At 37.2% G+C, this 16,171-nt stretch carries 15 protein-coding genes; 2 read left to right on the plus strand and 13 right to left on the minus strand.

The genetic code is table 11. The features are described from left to right. Nucleotides 1–58: 58 nt before the first annotated feature. The 4 genes from pnuC to QM491_RS05775 all read right to left on the minus strand — a co-directional run bounded on the left by pnuC (nucleotide 59) and on the right by QM491_RS05775 (nucleotide 4,602). Complete coding sequence (pnuC, locus tag QM491_RS05760) at nucleotides 59–667, minus strand: nicotinamide riboside transporter PnuC (protein ID WP_283326328.1); 609 nt, start codon at nucleotides 665–667, stop codon at nucleotides 59–61. A gap of 223 nt (nucleotides 668–890) precedes the next feature. Then, nucleotides 891–3,008 (minus strand): tetratricopeptide repeat protein, encoded by a 2,118-nt coding sequence (locus QM491_RS05765; RefSeq protein WP_283326329.1) that lies wholly within the window; start codon nucleotides 3,006–3,008, stop codon nucleotides 891–893. A gap of 240 nt (nucleotides 3,009–3,248) precedes the next feature. Further along, nucleotides 3,249–3,686: a hypothetical protein gene (locus QM491_RS05770; RefSeq protein WP_283326330.1), complete on the minus strand. Its 438-nt coding sequence runs from the start codon at nucleotides 3,684–3,686 to the stop codon at nucleotides 3,249–3,251. A 154-nt stretch (nucleotides 3,687–3,840) separates the two neighbouring features. Continuing rightward, complete coding sequence (locus QM491_RS05775) at nucleotides 3,841–4,602, minus strand: enoyl-CoA hydratase/isomerase family protein (RefSeq protein ID WP_283326331.1); 762 nt, start codon at nucleotides 4,600–4,602, stop codon at nucleotides 3,841–3,843. Nucleotides 4,603–4,774: 172 nt separating this feature from the next. Between QM491_RS05775 and QM491_RS05780 the strand changes: the two genes are divergently transcribed. Continuing rightward, nucleotides 4,775–5,917: an acyl-CoA dehydrogenase family protein gene (locus tag QM491_RS05780; RefSeq protein ID WP_283326332.1), complete on the plus strand. Its 1,143-nt coding sequence runs from the start codon at nucleotides 4,775–4,777 to the stop codon at nucleotides 5,915–5,917. 81 nt (nucleotides 5,918–5,998) lie between these two features. Here the strand turns inward: QM491_RS05780 and QM491_RS05785 are convergent, their stop codons facing one another. The 3 genes from QM491_RS05785 to QM491_RS05795 form a co-directional block, all read right to left on the minus strand. Further along, nucleotides 5,999–7,285, minus strand: a complete 1,287-nt coding sequence (locus tag QM491_RS05785) for a sensor histidine kinase (RefSeq protein WP_283326333.1) — start codon at nucleotides 7,283–7,285, stop codon at nucleotides 5,999–6,001. Between the two features lie 260 nt (nucleotides 7,286–7,545). After that, nucleotides 7,546–9,357, minus strand: a complete 1,812-nt coding sequence (locus QM491_RS05790) for an alkaline phosphatase (protein WP_283326334.1) — start codon at nucleotides 9,355–9,357, stop codon at nucleotides 7,546–7,548. A 22-nt stretch (nucleotides 9,358–9,379) separates the two neighbouring features. Continuing rightward, a complete protein-coding gene (locus QM491_RS05795) occupies nucleotides 9,380–10,276 on the minus strand; it encodes a glycerophosphodiester phosphodiesterase family protein (RefSeq protein ID WP_283326335.1) in 897 nt (298 codons plus the stop codon). A 578-nt stretch (nucleotides 10,277–10,854) separates the two neighbouring features. On the opposite strand from QM491_RS05795, the gene QM491_RS05800 reads away from it, so the two are divergent. Further along, a complete protein-coding gene (locus tag QM491_RS05800; protein ID WP_283326337.1) occupies nucleotides 10,855–11,364 on the plus strand; it encodes an HPP family protein in 510 nt (169 codons plus the stop codon). A gap of 271 nt (nucleotides 11,365–11,635) precedes the next feature. Here the strand turns inward: QM491_RS05800 and QM491_RS05805 are convergent, their stop codons facing one another. The 6 genes from QM491_RS05805 to QM491_RS05830 form a co-directional block, all read right to left on the minus strand. Next, nucleotides 11,636–12,715 (minus strand): CobW family GTP-binding protein, encoded by a 1,080-nt coding sequence (locus QM491_RS05805; protein ID WP_283326338.1) that lies wholly within the window; start codon nucleotides 12,713–12,715, stop codon nucleotides 11,636–11,638. Nucleotides 12,716–12,913: 198 nt separating this feature from the next. Further along, complete coding sequence (gene yidD, locus QM491_RS05810) at nucleotides 12,914–13,153, minus strand: membrane protein insertion efficiency factor YidD (protein ID WP_283326339.1); 240 nt, start codon at nucleotides 13,151–13,153, stop codon at nucleotides 12,914–12,916. Between the two features lie 129 nt (nucleotides 13,154–13,282). Continuing rightward, nucleotides 13,283–14,302: a CobW family GTP-binding protein gene (locus tag QM491_RS05815; RefSeq protein WP_283326340.1), complete on the minus strand. Its 1,020-nt coding sequence runs from the start codon at nucleotides 14,300–14,302 to the stop codon at nucleotides 13,283–13,285. 28 nt (nucleotides 14,303–14,330) lie between these two features. Beyond that, complete coding sequence (smpB, locus tag QM491_RS05820) at nucleotides 14,331–14,786, minus strand: SsrA-binding protein SmpB (protein WP_283326341.1); 456 nt, start codon at nucleotides 14,784–14,786, stop codon at nucleotides 14,331–14,333. 161 nt (nucleotides 14,787–14,947) lie between these two features. Then, nucleotides 14,948–15,550, minus strand: coding sequence for an OmpH/Skp family outer membrane protein (locus QM491_RS05825; protein WP_283326342.1), 603 nt, complete (start codon nucleotides 15,548–15,550; stop codon nucleotides 14,948–14,950). Between the two features lie 237 nt (nucleotides 15,551–15,787). Then, on the minus strand, nucleotides 15,788–16,159 hold the full coding sequence (locus tag QM491_RS05830) for a hypothetical protein (protein ID WP_283326343.1): 372 nt from the start codon (nucleotides 16,157–16,159) through the stop codon (nucleotides 15,788–15,790). Nucleotides 16,160–16,171: the final 12 nt, after the last annotated feature.

Consider the following 16,171-nt stretch of genomic DNA (forward strand, 5'->3'; position numbering starts at 1 on the left):
AGAAAAGACAGAAAAACAAATTGTAGATAATCTGACCCAATATTTTATTTCTAAAAACTCAGTTGTGCAAAGAACTTTCAGCAGGTGAAGATATAGTCTTCTTCCAGTCAAAATAGCCTTTAATAGCCATAATTAGTAATAGAGCATATAAAATACTGGTGCCATATAAGTCTTTGGTGTAATACATACCGATGTAGACTAAGTTGGCGGCAATCCACAAAAGCCAATTTTCAAGATATTTACGTGCCATCATCCATTGGGCTATCAAACTGACTGCTGTAAGACTAGCATCAAGATAAGGCAAACTGGCATCTGTTTGTGAATGTAAATATCCTGAAATACCAGTAAAGGCCAATCCAACTACAATACAAATAGGAATATACTTTACAGGCATTTTGCTGGCAGGTAGTTCTGTTTTATCGGCGCCACCAAAAAGCCATTGATACCAACCATATATACTCAATACGATAAAAACAATTTGTAGTTCCATGTCCGAATAGAGTTTAGACTGGAAATATACCACACCATACACCGAGGAACTTACTACTGCCCAAAACCAACCCCATATATTTTGTCGGATATTTAACCAGACACATATCAATGTAGTCACGATACCAAAAACTTCTAACCAGTTGGTTTGGATATAATCAATAATGTTGTCAATCATGTATTATTGAGTGAATTATAAGTAATAAATAGCGTATTTTCTTCCGAGTAATCGTGTAAAGTTAACTTTAATTTTGCCAGTAATAAGCTTGAAGTGATGGAGAGTAAGATAAAAAATGAATCCTCTCGAGTTTTAGAGTCATGCCCAAGCGGTCGAATATTAACTTCGACCGCTTGGGCATGGTTGATAGTCAATAAAAATCGACCAAGCTTAATTTAAACTATTATTTAAGAGGAATGCCTCTTACGTTCAAAAAAGTAATTGCATTGGAGTCGCCACGGGCTACGGCTTTTTGCATTGCTTTGATCCCATTCGGAATATCACCATGTTGACCATATTCTAGACCGATGTTATAATAAAAACTACCATCTTTAAGATCCATTTGCGCTCCTTGTTCCCACATCTTAATTGCATCTTGCCATTTACCTTGTGTTTTATAGGCTACTCCCAAGTTTTTATAGGCAGTCATAGCTTTTTTATCAACCTTTAAGGCTTTTTGTAGTACCTCTATTTCCTTTTCATGGTTCCCCTGATGATTATATATCGTACTAATGTTGACATAAGGGTCTGCAAATTTTGAATCTAGCGACAAAGCTTTCTCATAATATTTTCGTCCCTCCACTTCATTACCTTTTTTACATAAAGCCAATCCCATGATATTGTTAGCAAACTGATTTTTGTTATCTGATTTGTCTAAGGCAATCTGACTTTCGACAATCGCCTTGTCGTATTCTCCAGTATAAAAATATGCTCCACCAAGCATCCAATGCAGGTTTTTCATTTCTTCTGGCTTCAACTTCAACGCAGCCTCAAAGTTTTCTACAGTTAATTTGTATTTCTTTTCGTCAAAGTAAATCTGCCCCAAAGCAGTATGAACATCTGCTGTTTTGAAATTCGTTTTATGGGTTTCTTCAAAATAGAATTTTGCTTTTTCATTATCTTTTTTCAAAAACCAATACCAACCTAAGTTACTAGTAACCATTGGGTCGTTGGGATATTTCTCGAAAACAGGCGTAAATAGCGTAAGCGTATCTTTCCATTTGGTAGACTGACGGAATGACAAAAAGGTAAATGCCAACAATACAATGGTTGCTATACTTGAAAAGGATTTATTGGTAGAAGCTTTGTTGTAAAGATAATTAGCAAATAAACCTATCAACATCAACGGGCCAATAGATGACACATAAAAATAACGGTCGGCCATCAACGCACTACCCACAGGCAATACCTGCGATACAGGAAATATCACGATAAGAAAATATAATCCTCCCCACCACACCAATTTGTTGCGACGACCAAAGAAGTACACCAATAATGCGATTACGATAATTCCTGCAAAAGAAGAATAATAAGAGCTAGGAATCGATCCTGTTGGTTTTTGAGGGTAGGGATAAAACGCTAACATATTGGTCGGAACTATCATTTTGAGCCAATAGGTCAGCATTCCATAGTTTATCATAACAAAGCGTTCTCCAAGCGAGTATGACGAACTAATCACCTTGGTAGCGTTAGCACCAGCTTCGCTTTGGGCCTTAATTGAAATCAAACCAAAAATGAGTGAAATAAGAAAAAACGGTGCCTTTTCAATTCCTATTTGAATCAGATTGCGGCGATTTAGCAAGAAGTAATCCGTTAATAAAAATACTACAGGTAGAATTACTGCCATACCTTTTGAAAAACATGAAAGAACAAACAAGATTAGAGCAAACCAAAGATGCTTGTTGTTCCACTGAGTTTTTCCTGATTCTTCGAGTACATCACTATATTTGAGATACTGTATAAAAGAAAGCAACAAGAATAAAGTATAAAGTACGTCTTTTCGCTCTGCTGCCCAAACCACCGACTCAACGTGTAGTGGATGAATTGCAAATAATACCGCTGTAACAGCACCTACTAAAAAGTTTTTACTAAGTTTTTCGATTACTTTAAACACCAAAAGACTATTGATGATATGAATAATGGTATTGTTGAGGTGATATACCCAAGCTGTATCTTTTACGAGCGTATATTCCAGATAATAGGTAAGCATGGTTAGCGGGTGCCAGTTACCCAAATAAAAATCGCTAATAAGTTTATAAAAGTTATCAAAAGAAACCTTGCGGAGGTCTTCATCATTGACAATATAAAACATATCATCCCATACAAATCCATTCTGAAAACCAGGAAGGTATGCGATAAAAGTAGCTCCAATAATTACCCCTAGAAGGATTTTGAAATTACGAGGTGTATTTTCGATAGGAGGAGCGATAAAATTGACGGTTGAGGCGGTTTTTGTTGACTGCGACTCTACAGATTTGGCGCTCTGAGATTTTGCAGTGCTTGAGGATTTACTCTTTGCCATGAATTATAGATTAATTGAATTGCTACTAGCTAATTGCGTATTAGTAAAATTAACTACTCATCAAAAATTGTGCGAGAAATTGCCATTATTTATTTCAAGAATAGTAAATAACTTTGAACTCTACCTCATTTTGACCATTAAAAAAGCACCAGTTATTAAAACTGGTGCTTTTCTGTACTTCGCTCGAAATAATTCCAATCGTTTATGTTTCTCGAAATATGCCTCCGAAAAGCAATATTTTTAATTGTTTTTTTGTAAATGAATAACCGCTGTCGGCGTTGCAGATACACCTGTACCTGTATTGTTCAAAAGTGTTGTGGTTATCGCTGTCGGAGCTGCAATAATTGCAGTTGCTGAGTTTGGAGTAGTTTGCACCGTTGCAGTCGTTCCCTGATTGGCAATAGCCGCTCCTTGAGTAGTAATCCCATTTGTGATAGACTGAACAATAATGGTGTTGTTTCCATTGTTGTTCAGACTTACTAGGTTACGAAGGTTATTGGCTACTCCAAGTGATGGAGAGTAACTTACTGTTGAAAGATTAACGGGAGCATTAAGACCAGATGGCGAAACAACAGGTGTTGCCAAAGCTGTAATATTGGGCGAAAGTGGTAAAACTTGTGCCTTTAGACCAAAGGATGCACCTGTGAACAAAACTACAAAAGCGAAAAACTTCTTCATATTGATAATGGGTTAAAGGATGATGTAATAACAAGGTTTTACAAAAACGTAACAACCTTATTACCAACTGTTAATCAACTACTTAAATACCACATATATACGAAGAAGTAATTCATTTAGATTGCTTTATGTCTAGACATGAAAAAAGTGTTGGTTAAATCTTGCGCAAGGCTAGTTTCGTAAACTCGCTCAAAACCAATTTTCCACTCACTTCGGCTCTTTCATACAATAGTGTATCCCAATGATCTGTACCCTGCCAAAGAACTTTTTTTAGCTCTTTCAAAGCTTCTGGATTATAACTAGCTAATTGCTCGGCCAACTTTAAAATTGCATCATCCATCTGCTCGATTGTATCGAATACATCTGAAAACAATCCTTGCTCAAAAGCCCATTGTGCCGAATAAAATTCGGTAGGTCTCAACGACATTTTCGAAAATGAGGAAAGTCCAATTTTACGACTTACAGCTGGCTCTATAACTGCAGGAATTATTCCGATGCTTAATTCACTTAATTTGATACTTGCGGCCTGCGTAGCGAAGCAATAATCAGTAGCCGCCGCCAAGCCAACCCCTCCGCCAACAGCCTTACCTTGTACACGACCAATAATAATTTTTGAAGATTTTCGACAAGCATTAATCACTTTGGCAAAACCGCTAAAAAATATTTTACCATCTTCCAAATTATCAATAGTCAATAACTGATTGAAATCTGCTCCCGAACAAAAAGTTCTCTCTCCGCCACTTTGCAAAATAATGATTTGCACTTTAGAATCTTCTGCCAATTTTTCTATGGCATTCTCTAAATCTCCCAAAAGTACAATTGGCATTGCATTGGTTGGTAGATGAGAAAAAGTAATAGTAGCAACACCTGATGGTGCAATAGAAACATCGAGAATTGCTGATGAAGAATTTTGCATAATTAAAATATTTTTAGAAATTTCAGGACTTTTTCATCAAATTGTCGTCTATAGAACGTTATCTTGTTAGTATAAAGATGACAAAAAATCTATAAACCTAATAGTCTCTAAAATCTTTTTATAGACTATTTACTTAAAAATTACACTTTATCAACAAACCTTTAACTATAAAATGTACAATTCAAAAAATGATTTAGTCCGCCTAGCGGCCAAAGAATTTGCAGAGCGCCATATTCGACCACATGTGATGGAATGGGACGAAGCACAACACTTTCCTATCGACTTGATGCACCAATTAGGGCAACAAGGATTTTTGGGAGTTCTAGTACCTGAACAATACGGTGGCTCTGGTTTGGGCTATCAAGAGTATGTGAGCATTATTGAAGAAATTGCCCAAGTGTGTGGCTCAATTGGTCTTTCGGTAGCTGCTCATAATTCTCTTTGTACCAATCATATTCTACAGTTTGGCAACGAAGAACAAAAACGAACCTATCTTCCCAAATTAGCTTCTGGCGAATGGATTGGTGCTTGGGGTTTGACAGAACCTAATACGGGTTCAGATTCGGCTCGTATGACCTGCGTGGCACGTCGTGAGGGTGACGAATATGTACTCAATGGCTCCAAATGTTGGATTACGCATGGAAAATCTGGTAATGTGGTTGTTATTATGGCTCGTACGGGTGAATTAGGTGCAAAAAATAATGCCACTGCTTTTATCGTAGAAAGAGGAAACCCTGGCCTGAAGTTTGGCAAAAAAGAAAATAAACTTGGGATGCGTGCCTCCGAAACGGCCGAGGTAATATTGGAAGACTGTCGAATTCCTGTATCTGCTCGTTTGGGTGAAGAAGGCGATGGTTTCAAACAAGCCATGAAAATTTTGGATGGGGGACGTATTTCTATTGCTTCATTGTCATTAGGTATTGCTAAAGGTGCTTTGGCCGCCGCCGCAAAATATGCACAAGAACGCCAGCAATTTGGACAGGCAATTGTACAGTTTCAAGGAATCAGTTTCAAATTGGCTGATATGGCTACCAAGGTTCATGCTGCCGAGCTGATGACTCGTCATGCTGCCGAACTCAAAATGGAAGGAACAAGTATGACCAAAGAAGCCGCTATGGCTAAATATTATGCTTCGGAAATTGCGGTAGAAGTTGCAACCGATGCTGTACAAATTTTTGGAGGATATGGCTATACAAAAGATTTTCCAGTAGAAAAATTCTATCGTGATGCCAAACTTTGTACCATCGGTGAAGGTACTTCTGAAATCCAAAAAATCGTTATCACAAGAGAGTTTTTGAAAGACTATCCTTTGTAATTTAGTGATTGAGTGGGTTGTGATTGAGTGATTTTTCGATAAATCTATCTTTAAATCACTCGTTCACAACTCACTCAATTACTAAATATTCTTTACCTGTGGAAAAAACAAGCGAAACTCGCTGCCTTCGCCTAATTTACTTTTGAGCTCCACTTTTCCTTTATGTCCTTCAACCATTTCTTTGACATAGTACAATCCTAAGCCAAAACCTTTCACATTGTGAACATCGCCAGTATGTACTCTAAAGAATTTATTAAAGATATGCTTTTGGTCACGTTCCGAAATACCAATTCCATTGTCACGAATGCTAATAACTACATCATTCCCTTGATTGTAAGTACTAATTTTCACTTTAGGAATAATCTCACAATACTTTAGTCCATTATCAATCAAGTTGTGGATAACATTGCTAATATGTAATTTATCAGCTTTGATTAATGTTGAACTTGCTCGTAAATCAAGCATCAGTTCACCTTTTCTTTCTTTAAAAATCGGTTCACAATTAATACTCAAATCCTCCAAAAGCTCGTGTATATCGATTTCCTCCAAATTGAGCTTATCTATTTTTTGGTCGATATTGGCTGTTTGAAGTACTGTATCCACATTTTTTTTGAGTCGTGAGGCTTCTTTTCTGATAATTGAAGCATAGCTGAGTAGGCGCTCGGGCGTATTCACTATTTCGGGTTTCATCAATACCTCAGACGAAATAGAAATAGTAGAAATAGGCGTTTTGAACTCGTGGGTCATGTTATTAATAAAATCATTCTGAATTTCAGAAAGGCGTTTTTGCTTAAAAATCACCATAAGGGCATACACGAAGAAAGCCATTACTACCAAAAGGATAGTCGAAGAAATAAACCAATTATCTAAATCGCCCAATAAGAAGAATTTTTTATCAGGAAAATATACGCCAAAATAGTAATTATGGATATTGAGGTCTGGAAAACGATAATGCGCTGTAGAGTCACTTCTATCACAATTTTCGGAATGACAAACAAATGATTTATAATTGATTCTGTCGCTCAAACAATCATATATCCCATACTCAAAATTGAGACGGATATCGCTTCTGGCAAATTCTTGCTTCAGGAATTCTTCCAATACTTTTGCATTGATGGTATCATTGGTCTGTACGGTGTAATAGTTCGAGGTTACACGCTCGACGGGCTGCAAAAGCTTATTATTGGGATTATGGTTAAAGTCAAGGATACGGCGACTTACCACTCTTAGAGCGGAAGTCACACGCTGGTCAAAATCTCGGTCTTGGATATTATAAGCCTGTTTAAACCAAAAATATTGGATTACAATAACGCCAGCCATTAGCAAGATTGACAGCGCAACAAATATGCGTAAGGTCTTTGAATTCATAGTTCAAAATTAACGTTTATCGCCTACAAGTTCGTATCCTTTAACATTTCATTAACAGCAGTGAGGGTTATAAACATAAACCATTCTTAATCTTGAAGAGGTCTAAAATTTGCTCAGATGTTAGGAATATCTTGACAGGTACTTAAAAGGCGTTCGAAAAAAAAATTTCGAACGCCTTTTTTGATACTGCATTTGGGATAATACCTCTTTAGACGCAAAGTATCATTCAACCATTAATTCAGGATGACTCACTTCACCCTCTACTTTCCTTTACCAAAGCACTGTAAGATTTTATTGAAAATAGTATTGTTTTCGTAAAAACCTTGAAATAAGGTAGAGTTTGGTCCATACGAAAATACCATTACGGGAATGCCTGTATGGTCAGGTGTGGCAAAATTACCTTCTAATTGACCTGTATTAAAATTACCATCATGAAGTGTCAAGCCACCTGTTTCGTGATCGGCAGTAACGATAATCGTTGTTTCACCATTTTTATCAGCAAAAGCCATGGCCTTACCAATTACTTTATCGAAATCAATCATTTCGTCTACCACAAATGGCAATTGATTGGCATGTCCACCATGGTCGATTTGAGAACCTTCTACCATCAAGAAAAAGCCGTCTTTCGAGGTCGAAAGTTGTGCAATAGCTTTATCAAAAGCTTGTGACAAATACTCTCCACGACCTTTCTGCTTGGGTTTTACCAATGAATCCTGAACCAACACAATGGCTTTGCTAGGATTTGCGGGATTCAATTGAGATAAATCATTTAAGAACAAAGTCGTTGGATTTGCTTTTTTCTGTGCCTCGCTAATGAGGGTACTTCCTCCACCAATAGCCAATTTGATAGGGCTTTTCAACAAATCTTTGATGATCTCACTGCTCCAACTGCGTTCTGGCTGGTGCGCATAAAATCCTGCTGGAGTGGCTCCTGTAATTTCTTCCGCAACGACTACTCCCGATGGAATCTTATAACGATTTAGCACCTCTGGTAAGGTTGCAATGCTATCACCTTTGGTATCAACTGACAAATAGCGATTGTTAGTCTTTTGTCCTGTTGCCATCGCTGTAGCACCAGCAGCCGAGTCAGTATGGAAATTATCAACAGAGTTGGTTTTTGACAAACCCACTTGTTTCATTCTAAAAACATTCAAATCACCTCTATTTCCTGTAAAACCTGCATATATCTGAGCAATACCCATTCCGTCACCAATCAACAAAATCACATTTTTTGATTTTTTCTGAATACCATCCGATTTGAAAGTAGGATAGTAGGCTTCATGTGTAGTTTTGACAAGCGAAAGATTGTTTGGTAATTTTTGCAGATATTCACTCAATTGTTCCAAATGGTCGGTACCAATCCAATCCATTCCTAGTTTGATAAATGTGGTATAGGCAGTACGATTGTCTGGTGCTCCCCAAAAACGAACTGTTTTATGAGCAGAATGCCATTTAGTTACAAATGTTTCCAAACGCTTATATTCATTGGCAGGCAAGCGTCCTAAGCCATTCCATTTAGAAAAATCTCTAAATGAGGCACTAATCATCGGAACACGCCACTGCAAATCGGTAGGATAGGATTCTTTATCTCTTCCATCAAAGTAAAAAATCTCATCAAATTGTGACCATGTACTAGGAGCGGGACGCTCGCCACTTACCACAATTTGAATTGCATTGGGGTTATTTTTTTTGTCGAAATACTGACGATATGGCTGTAATTGTTTTTGTAAAGCTGTAAGGGTTGATACTCCTTCCGTTTTTAAATCAATCAACAATTGAAATGGTCGGATACCATTAGGATTCAACGAAGCCTCTCTCAATATGGGCTCTAAATATAGTTTGCGAAATGTACGGGTTGGCGTAATGTCTTTTTCTTCATGAGAGACAAAAATTTCGTCTTTTTGTAAATATACATCAGCTTCAATAGAGCCAAAGCCTAAGCCAAAAGCTTGGTAAAAAGGCTGTTGGTGTTCATAATCATTATGCGAATGAGCATTTTTGAGCGTATGGGTTTGGGCAAAAATAACATTGCCTAAACAGCATAAAATGCTAAAAAGAAGGTTTTTTTTCATTGATTTTTATGAGAAATTGGGGTTATTGAATACTTTTTACTCGATTTGGATAATCAGTAATGAGTCCGTCGGTACCGAGTTCTTTCATTTTTTTCATATCCGAAATTTCATTGACTGTCCAAGGCATTAGCTTTACATTTTTGTCATGGCAGGCTTTTACTCTTTCTGGGGTAACTAGCTTAAAATAAGGGCTATAATAAACTGGCAAAAAACCTAAAGCATCGAATGTTGCCTCTGGGCCTAGTTCGCCTGTAAGTGCTGACAATTGTACTGGCATATATTTGCCCGCATCAATTTGTTTTTTCCAGTGCTTCAAAATGGCAAAGTCAAAACTTTGTAGGATAATACGGTCGGCAGGAAGAAGTTTTTTTAAGTCTTTGTGTACCAAATCTGAAAACTCCTCAACTGTTGAAGGCTGATAAATGCCATATTCTTTTTCGCCAGATTTGATTTCAACATTATACTTAACAGGTGGCAAACCATTCTTCTTGATATATGCCTCACAAGCTTTAATCATATCAACCAAAAGTGGCTTGTAAGTAGAAACCTTTTGCTGCTCAGGAAAGCCCGAATTACCACGAACCCCAGAATCATATTGCTTGATTTCTTTGTAAGTCATTTGATACAAATTCAGTGATTTTTCCTCTTGCTTACTCACAGGAGTTCCATCGGGTTTTGACATATATTGAGCCAGCATATAAGGCTCATGCGAAACCACTACTTTGTTATCTTTGGTGATACAGACATCCAGTTCAAGTGTATTGACACCCAAATCGATTGCTTTCTTAAATGCTTCAATGGTATTTTCAGGCATCAATCCCCGTGCACCCCGATGACCTTCTATTTCAAAAGTTTGTGCCAACAAGGAGCTATTAAAAGCGGTAGACGCCAGTAATGCTGATAAAATAAGCTTTTTCATAAAATTGGATGTTTTGTTTTTGGACAAATCGCTGATTATCAAACTACACAGAGTTGTTCAAAAGATACAAGCTTTTTTAACAATTCATATCCCTAACTTATGGCTTTTCGTTTATACGAATCATTTGTTATCGATAAAAGAACCACAAAAGTAGGTTCTACTTTTTGCTTGAGTATTAATCCTATTTTATGGTTATGTTAAAGTAATTTGTAGGGCAAAATAAATTTTACCCACAATAGGCATTAAGCTATATGCCATAAGCAAAAAGTTGTGCTTGCCTAATGCCTACGGCTTATAGCTTAGAGCGTATTAAGGCAATTTTATTTTGCATTAATACTTATTCTGGCATTTTTTCTAGATTTTTTTATTAAGAAAATAAAGTACCTCATCTTAAAATTCTACCATTAAAATCCTTTCAAAATAATTTGAATTTGTATTTTTTCCATCATCACTCTTTTAGGTTGATTACTAGGCAGTTAAACGCTTGTATTTTTCCGATTGTAAATGAAACCTTCTTGTGTAATTTTGTCTTATGATTATATGACTTAACCTATAGGCTAAGCATCTGAAACAAAACCATGAAAAATTATTTAGCAAAGTTTAAAACAAACGAGCGAAGCCCCGCTCGTCCTAAATGGACGCATGCCTTTAGTTCGGCCATCGGAGGATTGATTGGTATAGCGAGTATTGGTCTAATAGCTGAATGGACTCAAACACCCATGTTGATTGCTCCTTTTGGAGCTACTTGTATCTTGGCATTTGGTGTTCCAGATAGCCCTTTGGCACAACCGAGGAATATCATTGGAGGACACTTAATCGCAGGAATTGTGGGCTTATGTTGTCTGTATTGGGTAGGAGACAGTATTTTTTCTATGTCATTGGGCGTAGGAATTTCATTAGCTATCATGCAACTCACCAAAACGGTACATCCGCCAGCAGGAGCTGACGTAATGGTGATTATTTTGACTCATGCCTCATGGAGCTTCTTGTTTACTCCCTTGCTGACAGGCGCAATCGTATTGGTTTTAGTTGCATTGATGTTTAATAATGCTCACAAAACTCGAAAGTATCCAAAGTACTGGCGATAGGATTCAAATTTGAAAATTAGGGAATTTGAAGATTTGAAAATGGAGCTATAAATAGGAGTCATCCCGAATTTAAGGTTGGGATTATTCTCCAAGTTTTCATCAAAAAAAAGGGGTCGAAAATTGTTTTCTGCCCCCTTTTTTTGATACTATCTCGCTAGATTCTACTAGGCTTAAGACGCAAGCATTGCGTCTCTACTAATAAAATACCTATTTAAAATAATCACTCATTCACTCAATCTCAATTCACTCAATTTAAGATGACTCATGTTTATCATTTTAGATTGAAAGGCATTTTAAAACTTGGGATATCGACTTGATTTGGGTCACTTTTACGACAATCTAATAACTGTTTTTCTATTAATGACCAAGTGGCTGGTTTTAAGGAAATTATCTCAATTCTACTGTCTTTACGATAAGCTATCGAGCATTCATTCGCTGGCTCATCGGTTGTTTTATTGATAAAAATCCAGTTTTTTTCTCCTATTCTAAATACACCTTTTATTCTTTCGAAGCCTTTTAATGAGTCAATCCAAGCTAATAATTGATTTTTTGAGAAAATTTCATCTGGATGAAACACCCAACCGCATCCAAAAGTACCCAAAGCGCGTCCTTCTCGTTTGATTGGCTTATTAGGTAATGGTTGTAGATTTTCTTCCTGATTTTCAGGGATTTGTATGTTTTCTAGCTGATTTGAATGAGCATTCATATACACAGCTTTACGATGTGGATAGGGCTCTATATCAAGCCAATTGAGGTCTATTTCTCCCTTTTCTACAGCAGCAATCATAACCTTTGGAGGGAAAAGCGCTTGTGCCCATTTAGCAAATTTTTGAAGCAGTTCATCGCTCGCTAAATCTGCCTTATTAGCGACCAAAACGTCTGCCAGCGTGATTTGATCTTGATACACTTCATCGTCGAAGTACTTATCGTCCATTAATTGAATAGGATTGACTAAACAAATAGTCGCACGCAAGTCAATTACTTTTGACAAGAACTCGCCTTGCAATAAATCAATAATAGCTTCGGGATGAGCAATTCCTGTTGGTTCTATCAAAATTCGATGTGGTTTTACCTGACGAATACTCTGTGTAAGAGTCGTTTGCAAAGGCAAATTGGCAGTACAACAAATACATCCTCCAGCCACATAGCGAACAGCCATTTCTTGACCTTGACTTTGTGCTTCCATAGGAATATGGTCGATAGAAACATCACCAAATTCGTTGACAATCACGAGCCAGCGCTCGTCGGCAGGTTTGTGCTTAAGAATATGTAAAATGGTTGTAGTTTTGCCAACACCCAAAAAACCTGTAATGATATTGGTAGGGATTTTATGAAGAATCTTTTTTTCCATGAGATAAAGAGGGATTAGGCAAGAAACACCTAAGGGATTGTGGACTGCGGATTTTTGATTTCAGCATCCAACTAAGTAATAGGAAAGATTACATTAATAACATATCTGTGGAACATATTGATTGCATTCTTTTGATTACGGATTCATTATAATAACTGATATACTGTTAACTTATAACTTCTTTTTACTTGCCTATATTTAGTGCTGCTCGCCTTTACGAGGCACTGGATCATGACCACTGCCACCCCAAGGATGACAAGAGGAAATACGTTTTAGCCCCAGACGAGTTCCTTTCCAAATCCCCCATTCTTGAATAGCCTCAATCATGTATTGTGAACACGTTGGGTTATAGCGACAAGCATTAGGGAAATATGGAGAGATAATAGCCTGATAAACGCGTACCAATGCAATCAAAAGCTGAGCAAACAATTTATACATGAGATTTTATGTTGTAAGCTAATGTTAATAGTTAGTTGTGTATCTGCTATTGGAAGTGAATGATAGAAAATGAAACCCCAAAAACTAATGTAATTATTTATTCAAAATTTCTCACTCTTAACTCAGCCCTTACACAATACATTCCTGAATTTGGAGCTGTAGTGCTTTCCAATCGAGTGGCTCTGACGAAATGAGCTCTAGACGGCTATCTCTTCTGTATGCCAAATAATGGCTCGTTGGCATACCTTCTACGCAATTGTACAAATACCAATCTTCGCCTGTTCGTAAGATTCCTTTAGCTCGATGGATTTTATTGTCAAAATACCAACGTACTATCAACATATTGAGTTTATTGAGGTCGAATACTTCTTTATGCGAAAAAATCCAGCCACACGAATAACTTCCCAAGCCTTTGTTGGGTTTCATGAGGGGTTTTCCAACTCTTGGTACTTGTTGGAACAAAACAGATTGAGTCGTATGATTTTCTACTGGCGACTCGTGCTCTAAATGCTCATTTGGGAATTGAGGTAAACGATTTTCATCAATTCCTAAACTTAGCCATTCTGGCTTTAGACGTCCTTGCTCAATCCTATCTACAACTAATTTGGGTGGATATATCTCATCGGCATATTCCCAAAAAAACTCAAGTTCCTCCTCGGTACACAAATCAGTTTTATTGGCAACCAATACATCTGCTAGAGAAATCTGGTCGAGATAAGTGCCATCGGTTTGATAACGCTCACGACTTAATTGTGCTGGATTTAAGATACAAATTGTGGTGTCAACATAGATATCGTTGGAAAAGGCACGGCTTCGTAGCAAATCTAAAATACTCGCTGGATGCCCCATCCCTGTTGGTTCAATCAAAATGCGATTAGGACGCAAACGTGTGAGCATCATTTGAAGCGAAAAGTGCATATTTTGTGCCGCTGAGCAACAAATACAGCCTCCTTCAACTTCCACGACTTGCAATTCCTTGTCGCCTTCGGATGCTAACGTAAGATGATCAATTGATACTTCCCCAAAGTCATTGACTAATACTGCCCATTTTTCGTCTTCTGGCTTCTGCTTGAGCAGATTGACAATAGCGGTGGTTTTTCCAACTCCCAAATAGCCAGTAATCAAATTGACTGGTATTCTCTCCAACATAATTTTATATTTTTACTGAAACGTGCGTTTATTCTCGTTCCATATTACGTTTTACATCTTTTTCCTTGATGGTTTCACGCTTATCGTAAAGCTTTTTACCTTTCGCTAGTGCGATTTCTACCTTAGCAAAACCTCTATCCGAAATATACATACGTGTGGGAACCATGGTTAAACCTTGGTCTTTTAGTTTGTTTTGTAACTTCCCTAACTCACGTTTGGTTAACAACAACTTTCTATCACGAAGAGGTTCGTGATTGTAGTGAGTTCCTTCGCTATATTTTGAAATATTCATCTGACGGATAAAAAGCTCTTCATCCAAAAACACGCAATACGCATCTGTAAGATTTACTTTTCCTTGACGAATAGATTTGATTTCGGTTCCCATTAGCATAATTCCTGCTGTATAGGTTTCTAGGAAAAAGTATTCAAAAGAGGCTCTTTTGTTTTTGATGTTAATACTTTTTTCAATTTTTTCTTTTCCCATTTTTTTAATTGTGATTGTGTGAATTGTGAATGAGTGATTTATCTCATTCATTTCAATTTCATAAATAGTTTTTTGCTCAAAAGATGACAAAAAAAGCCATACAGTTTATGGCTGTATGGCTTTATGAGCAAAAGACTTATAGCTAAGTCGGGCAGATAAGATTATTTCTTAGCAGCCCCTTTTTTCTCAGCGTATTCTTTGTTAAGACCGTCAATAATTTGCTGTGTTACATCTACTGCGTTGTCAGCATATAGAATACCACCACCATTTGAACTATAACCTAAAACAAACTCGTATTTGTTCTCAGCATTGTGCTTTTTGATATACTCACGAATGTTTGTATAAAGTTCTTCTTGTTTTTTAGCTTGCTCTTGAGCCAAAGATGCTTGTTTTTGTTGACTGTATTGTTGCAATTCGCCAGCTTTCTTTCTCAACATCATATCTGCTGCTTGCAATTCTGCTTGAGTCATTGCTTGCGCACGTTGTTGGATAGCAGCGCCTTCAGTTTGAAGTGCACGCTCACGTTGACCTAAATCAACTTGTAAACGGTAACCTTTGTTTTCAAATTCTTTTTGAGCGTCTTTGTAAAATTGATAGTTCGTCAACAAAGAATCTGTATTTACAAAAACTACTTTTTTTCCGTCAACTGAGATTGCAGCAGAAGATGAAGAAGCTGTACTTGCTTTTTCTTCGCCTTTGTTACAAGAGAATAAAGTTGTTGCAATTGCCAAACCTCCACACAAAATTAGGGATAATTTTTTCATTTTTAAATTGTTAATAGTATTGATAAATCAGATGATACTTGTTAAAAAATGTTCGCAAAGATAGTTTTTTTTAGGAATTATCCATCGTTTTCTCACTGTTACTCAGCATGGTATTGGTGTGGGTGACTGCCTATCTATCTGATGCTAATCTTTGACAAGATAATCATTCTTGACCCAAAAATGCAAATCGGGATTGGGGAATAGCAGATTTTGGAAGTAGTACATTTAATAATACCCTCATTTCTTGACTAATTGTCTTACCTGAAAACCACTTAGTGCCCCTAAGCCCCCAATTAACCCTCCAACTACAAGCGTCACCACGAATAATACAACGGCACTTCCTCCTAAAGGTAAAACACCTGCAATTTTGGTAGTTAATATGCCTTCGCTTCGCCAATGGCTCCAAAAAGCCATCATAAACCAAACGAGAACATTGATTATTGTACCAACGCGAAATGCACTTCCTGCCGAACCTGCCAATAAAAACGCTGCAATAGCGCTAGCCAAAGCCACAGACCACCACGGTAATAAATACTGAAATAAGATGGCTAGTGCCAATAATAGCCCTGCAAAGGGACTCAATATGGTGTTATTTGAAGATTTGCTCATTTGCTTTCTACT

This window comes from Flectobacillus longus, from assembly GCF_030056705.1.
GTDB lineage: Bacteria > Bacteroidota > Bacteroidia > Cytophagales > Spirosomataceae > Flectobacillus > Flectobacillus longus.

Bases quoted from the DNA above. Each gene is read 5' to 3' on its own strand.
- QM491_RS05795 (WP_283326335.1), bottom strand. From the start codon at position 10,276: ATGAAAAAGCTTATTTTATCAGCATTACTGGCGTCTACCGCTTTTAAT.
- pnuC (WP_283326328.1), bottom strand. From the start codon at position 667: ATGATTGACAACATTATTGATTATATCCAAACCAACTGGTTAGAAGTT.
- QM491_RS05790 (WP_283326334.1), bottom strand. From the start codon at position 9,357: ATGAAAAAAAACCTTCTTTTTAGCATTTTATGCTGTTTAGGCAATGTT.
- yidD (WP_283326339.1), bottom strand. From the start codon at position 13,153: ATGTATAAATTGTTTGCTCAGCTTTTGATTGCATTGGTACGCGTTTAT.
- QM491_RS05830 (WP_283326343.1), bottom strand. From the start codon at position 16,159: ATGAGCAAATCTTCAAATAACACCATATTGAGTCCCTTTGCAGGGCTA.
- QM491_RS05815 (WP_283326340.1), bottom strand. From the start codon at position 14,302: ATGTTGGAGAGAATACCAGTCAATTTGATTACTGGCTATTTGGGAGTT.
- QM491_RS05785 (WP_283326333.1), bottom strand. From the start codon at position 7,285: ATGAATTCAAAGACCTTACGCATATTTGTTGCGCTGTCAATCTTGCTA.
- QM491_RS05805 (WP_283326338.1), bottom strand. From the start codon at position 12,715: ATGGAAAAAAAGATTCTTCATAAAATCCCTACCAATATCATTACAGGT.
- QM491_RS05825 (WP_283326342.1), bottom strand. From the start codon at position 15,550: ATGAAAAAATTATCCCTAATTTTGTGTGGAGGTTTGGCAATTGCAACA.
- QM491_RS05780 (WP_283326332.1), top strand. From the start codon at position 4,775: ATGTACAATTCAAAAAATGATTTAGTCCGCCTAGCGGCCAAAGAATTT.
- QM491_RS05770 (WP_283326330.1), bottom strand. From the start codon at position 3,686: ATGAAGAAGTTTTTCGCTTTTGTAGTTTTGTTCACAGGTGCATCCTTT.
- QM491_RS05800 (WP_283326337.1), top strand. From the start codon at position 10,855: ATGAAAAATTATTTAGCAAAGTTTAAAACAAACGAGCGAAGCCCCGCT.
- QM491_RS05775 (WP_283326331.1), bottom strand. From the start codon at position 4,602: ATGCAAAATTCTTCATCAGCAATTCTCGATGTTTCTATTGCACCATCA.
- smpB (WP_283326341.1), bottom strand. From the start codon at position 14,786: ATGGGAAAAGAAAAAATTGAAAAAAGTATTAACATCAAAAACAAAAGA.
- QM491_RS05765 (WP_283326329.1), bottom strand. From the start codon at position 3,008: ATGGCAAAGAGTAAATCCTCAAGCACTGCAAAATCTCAGAGCGCCAAA.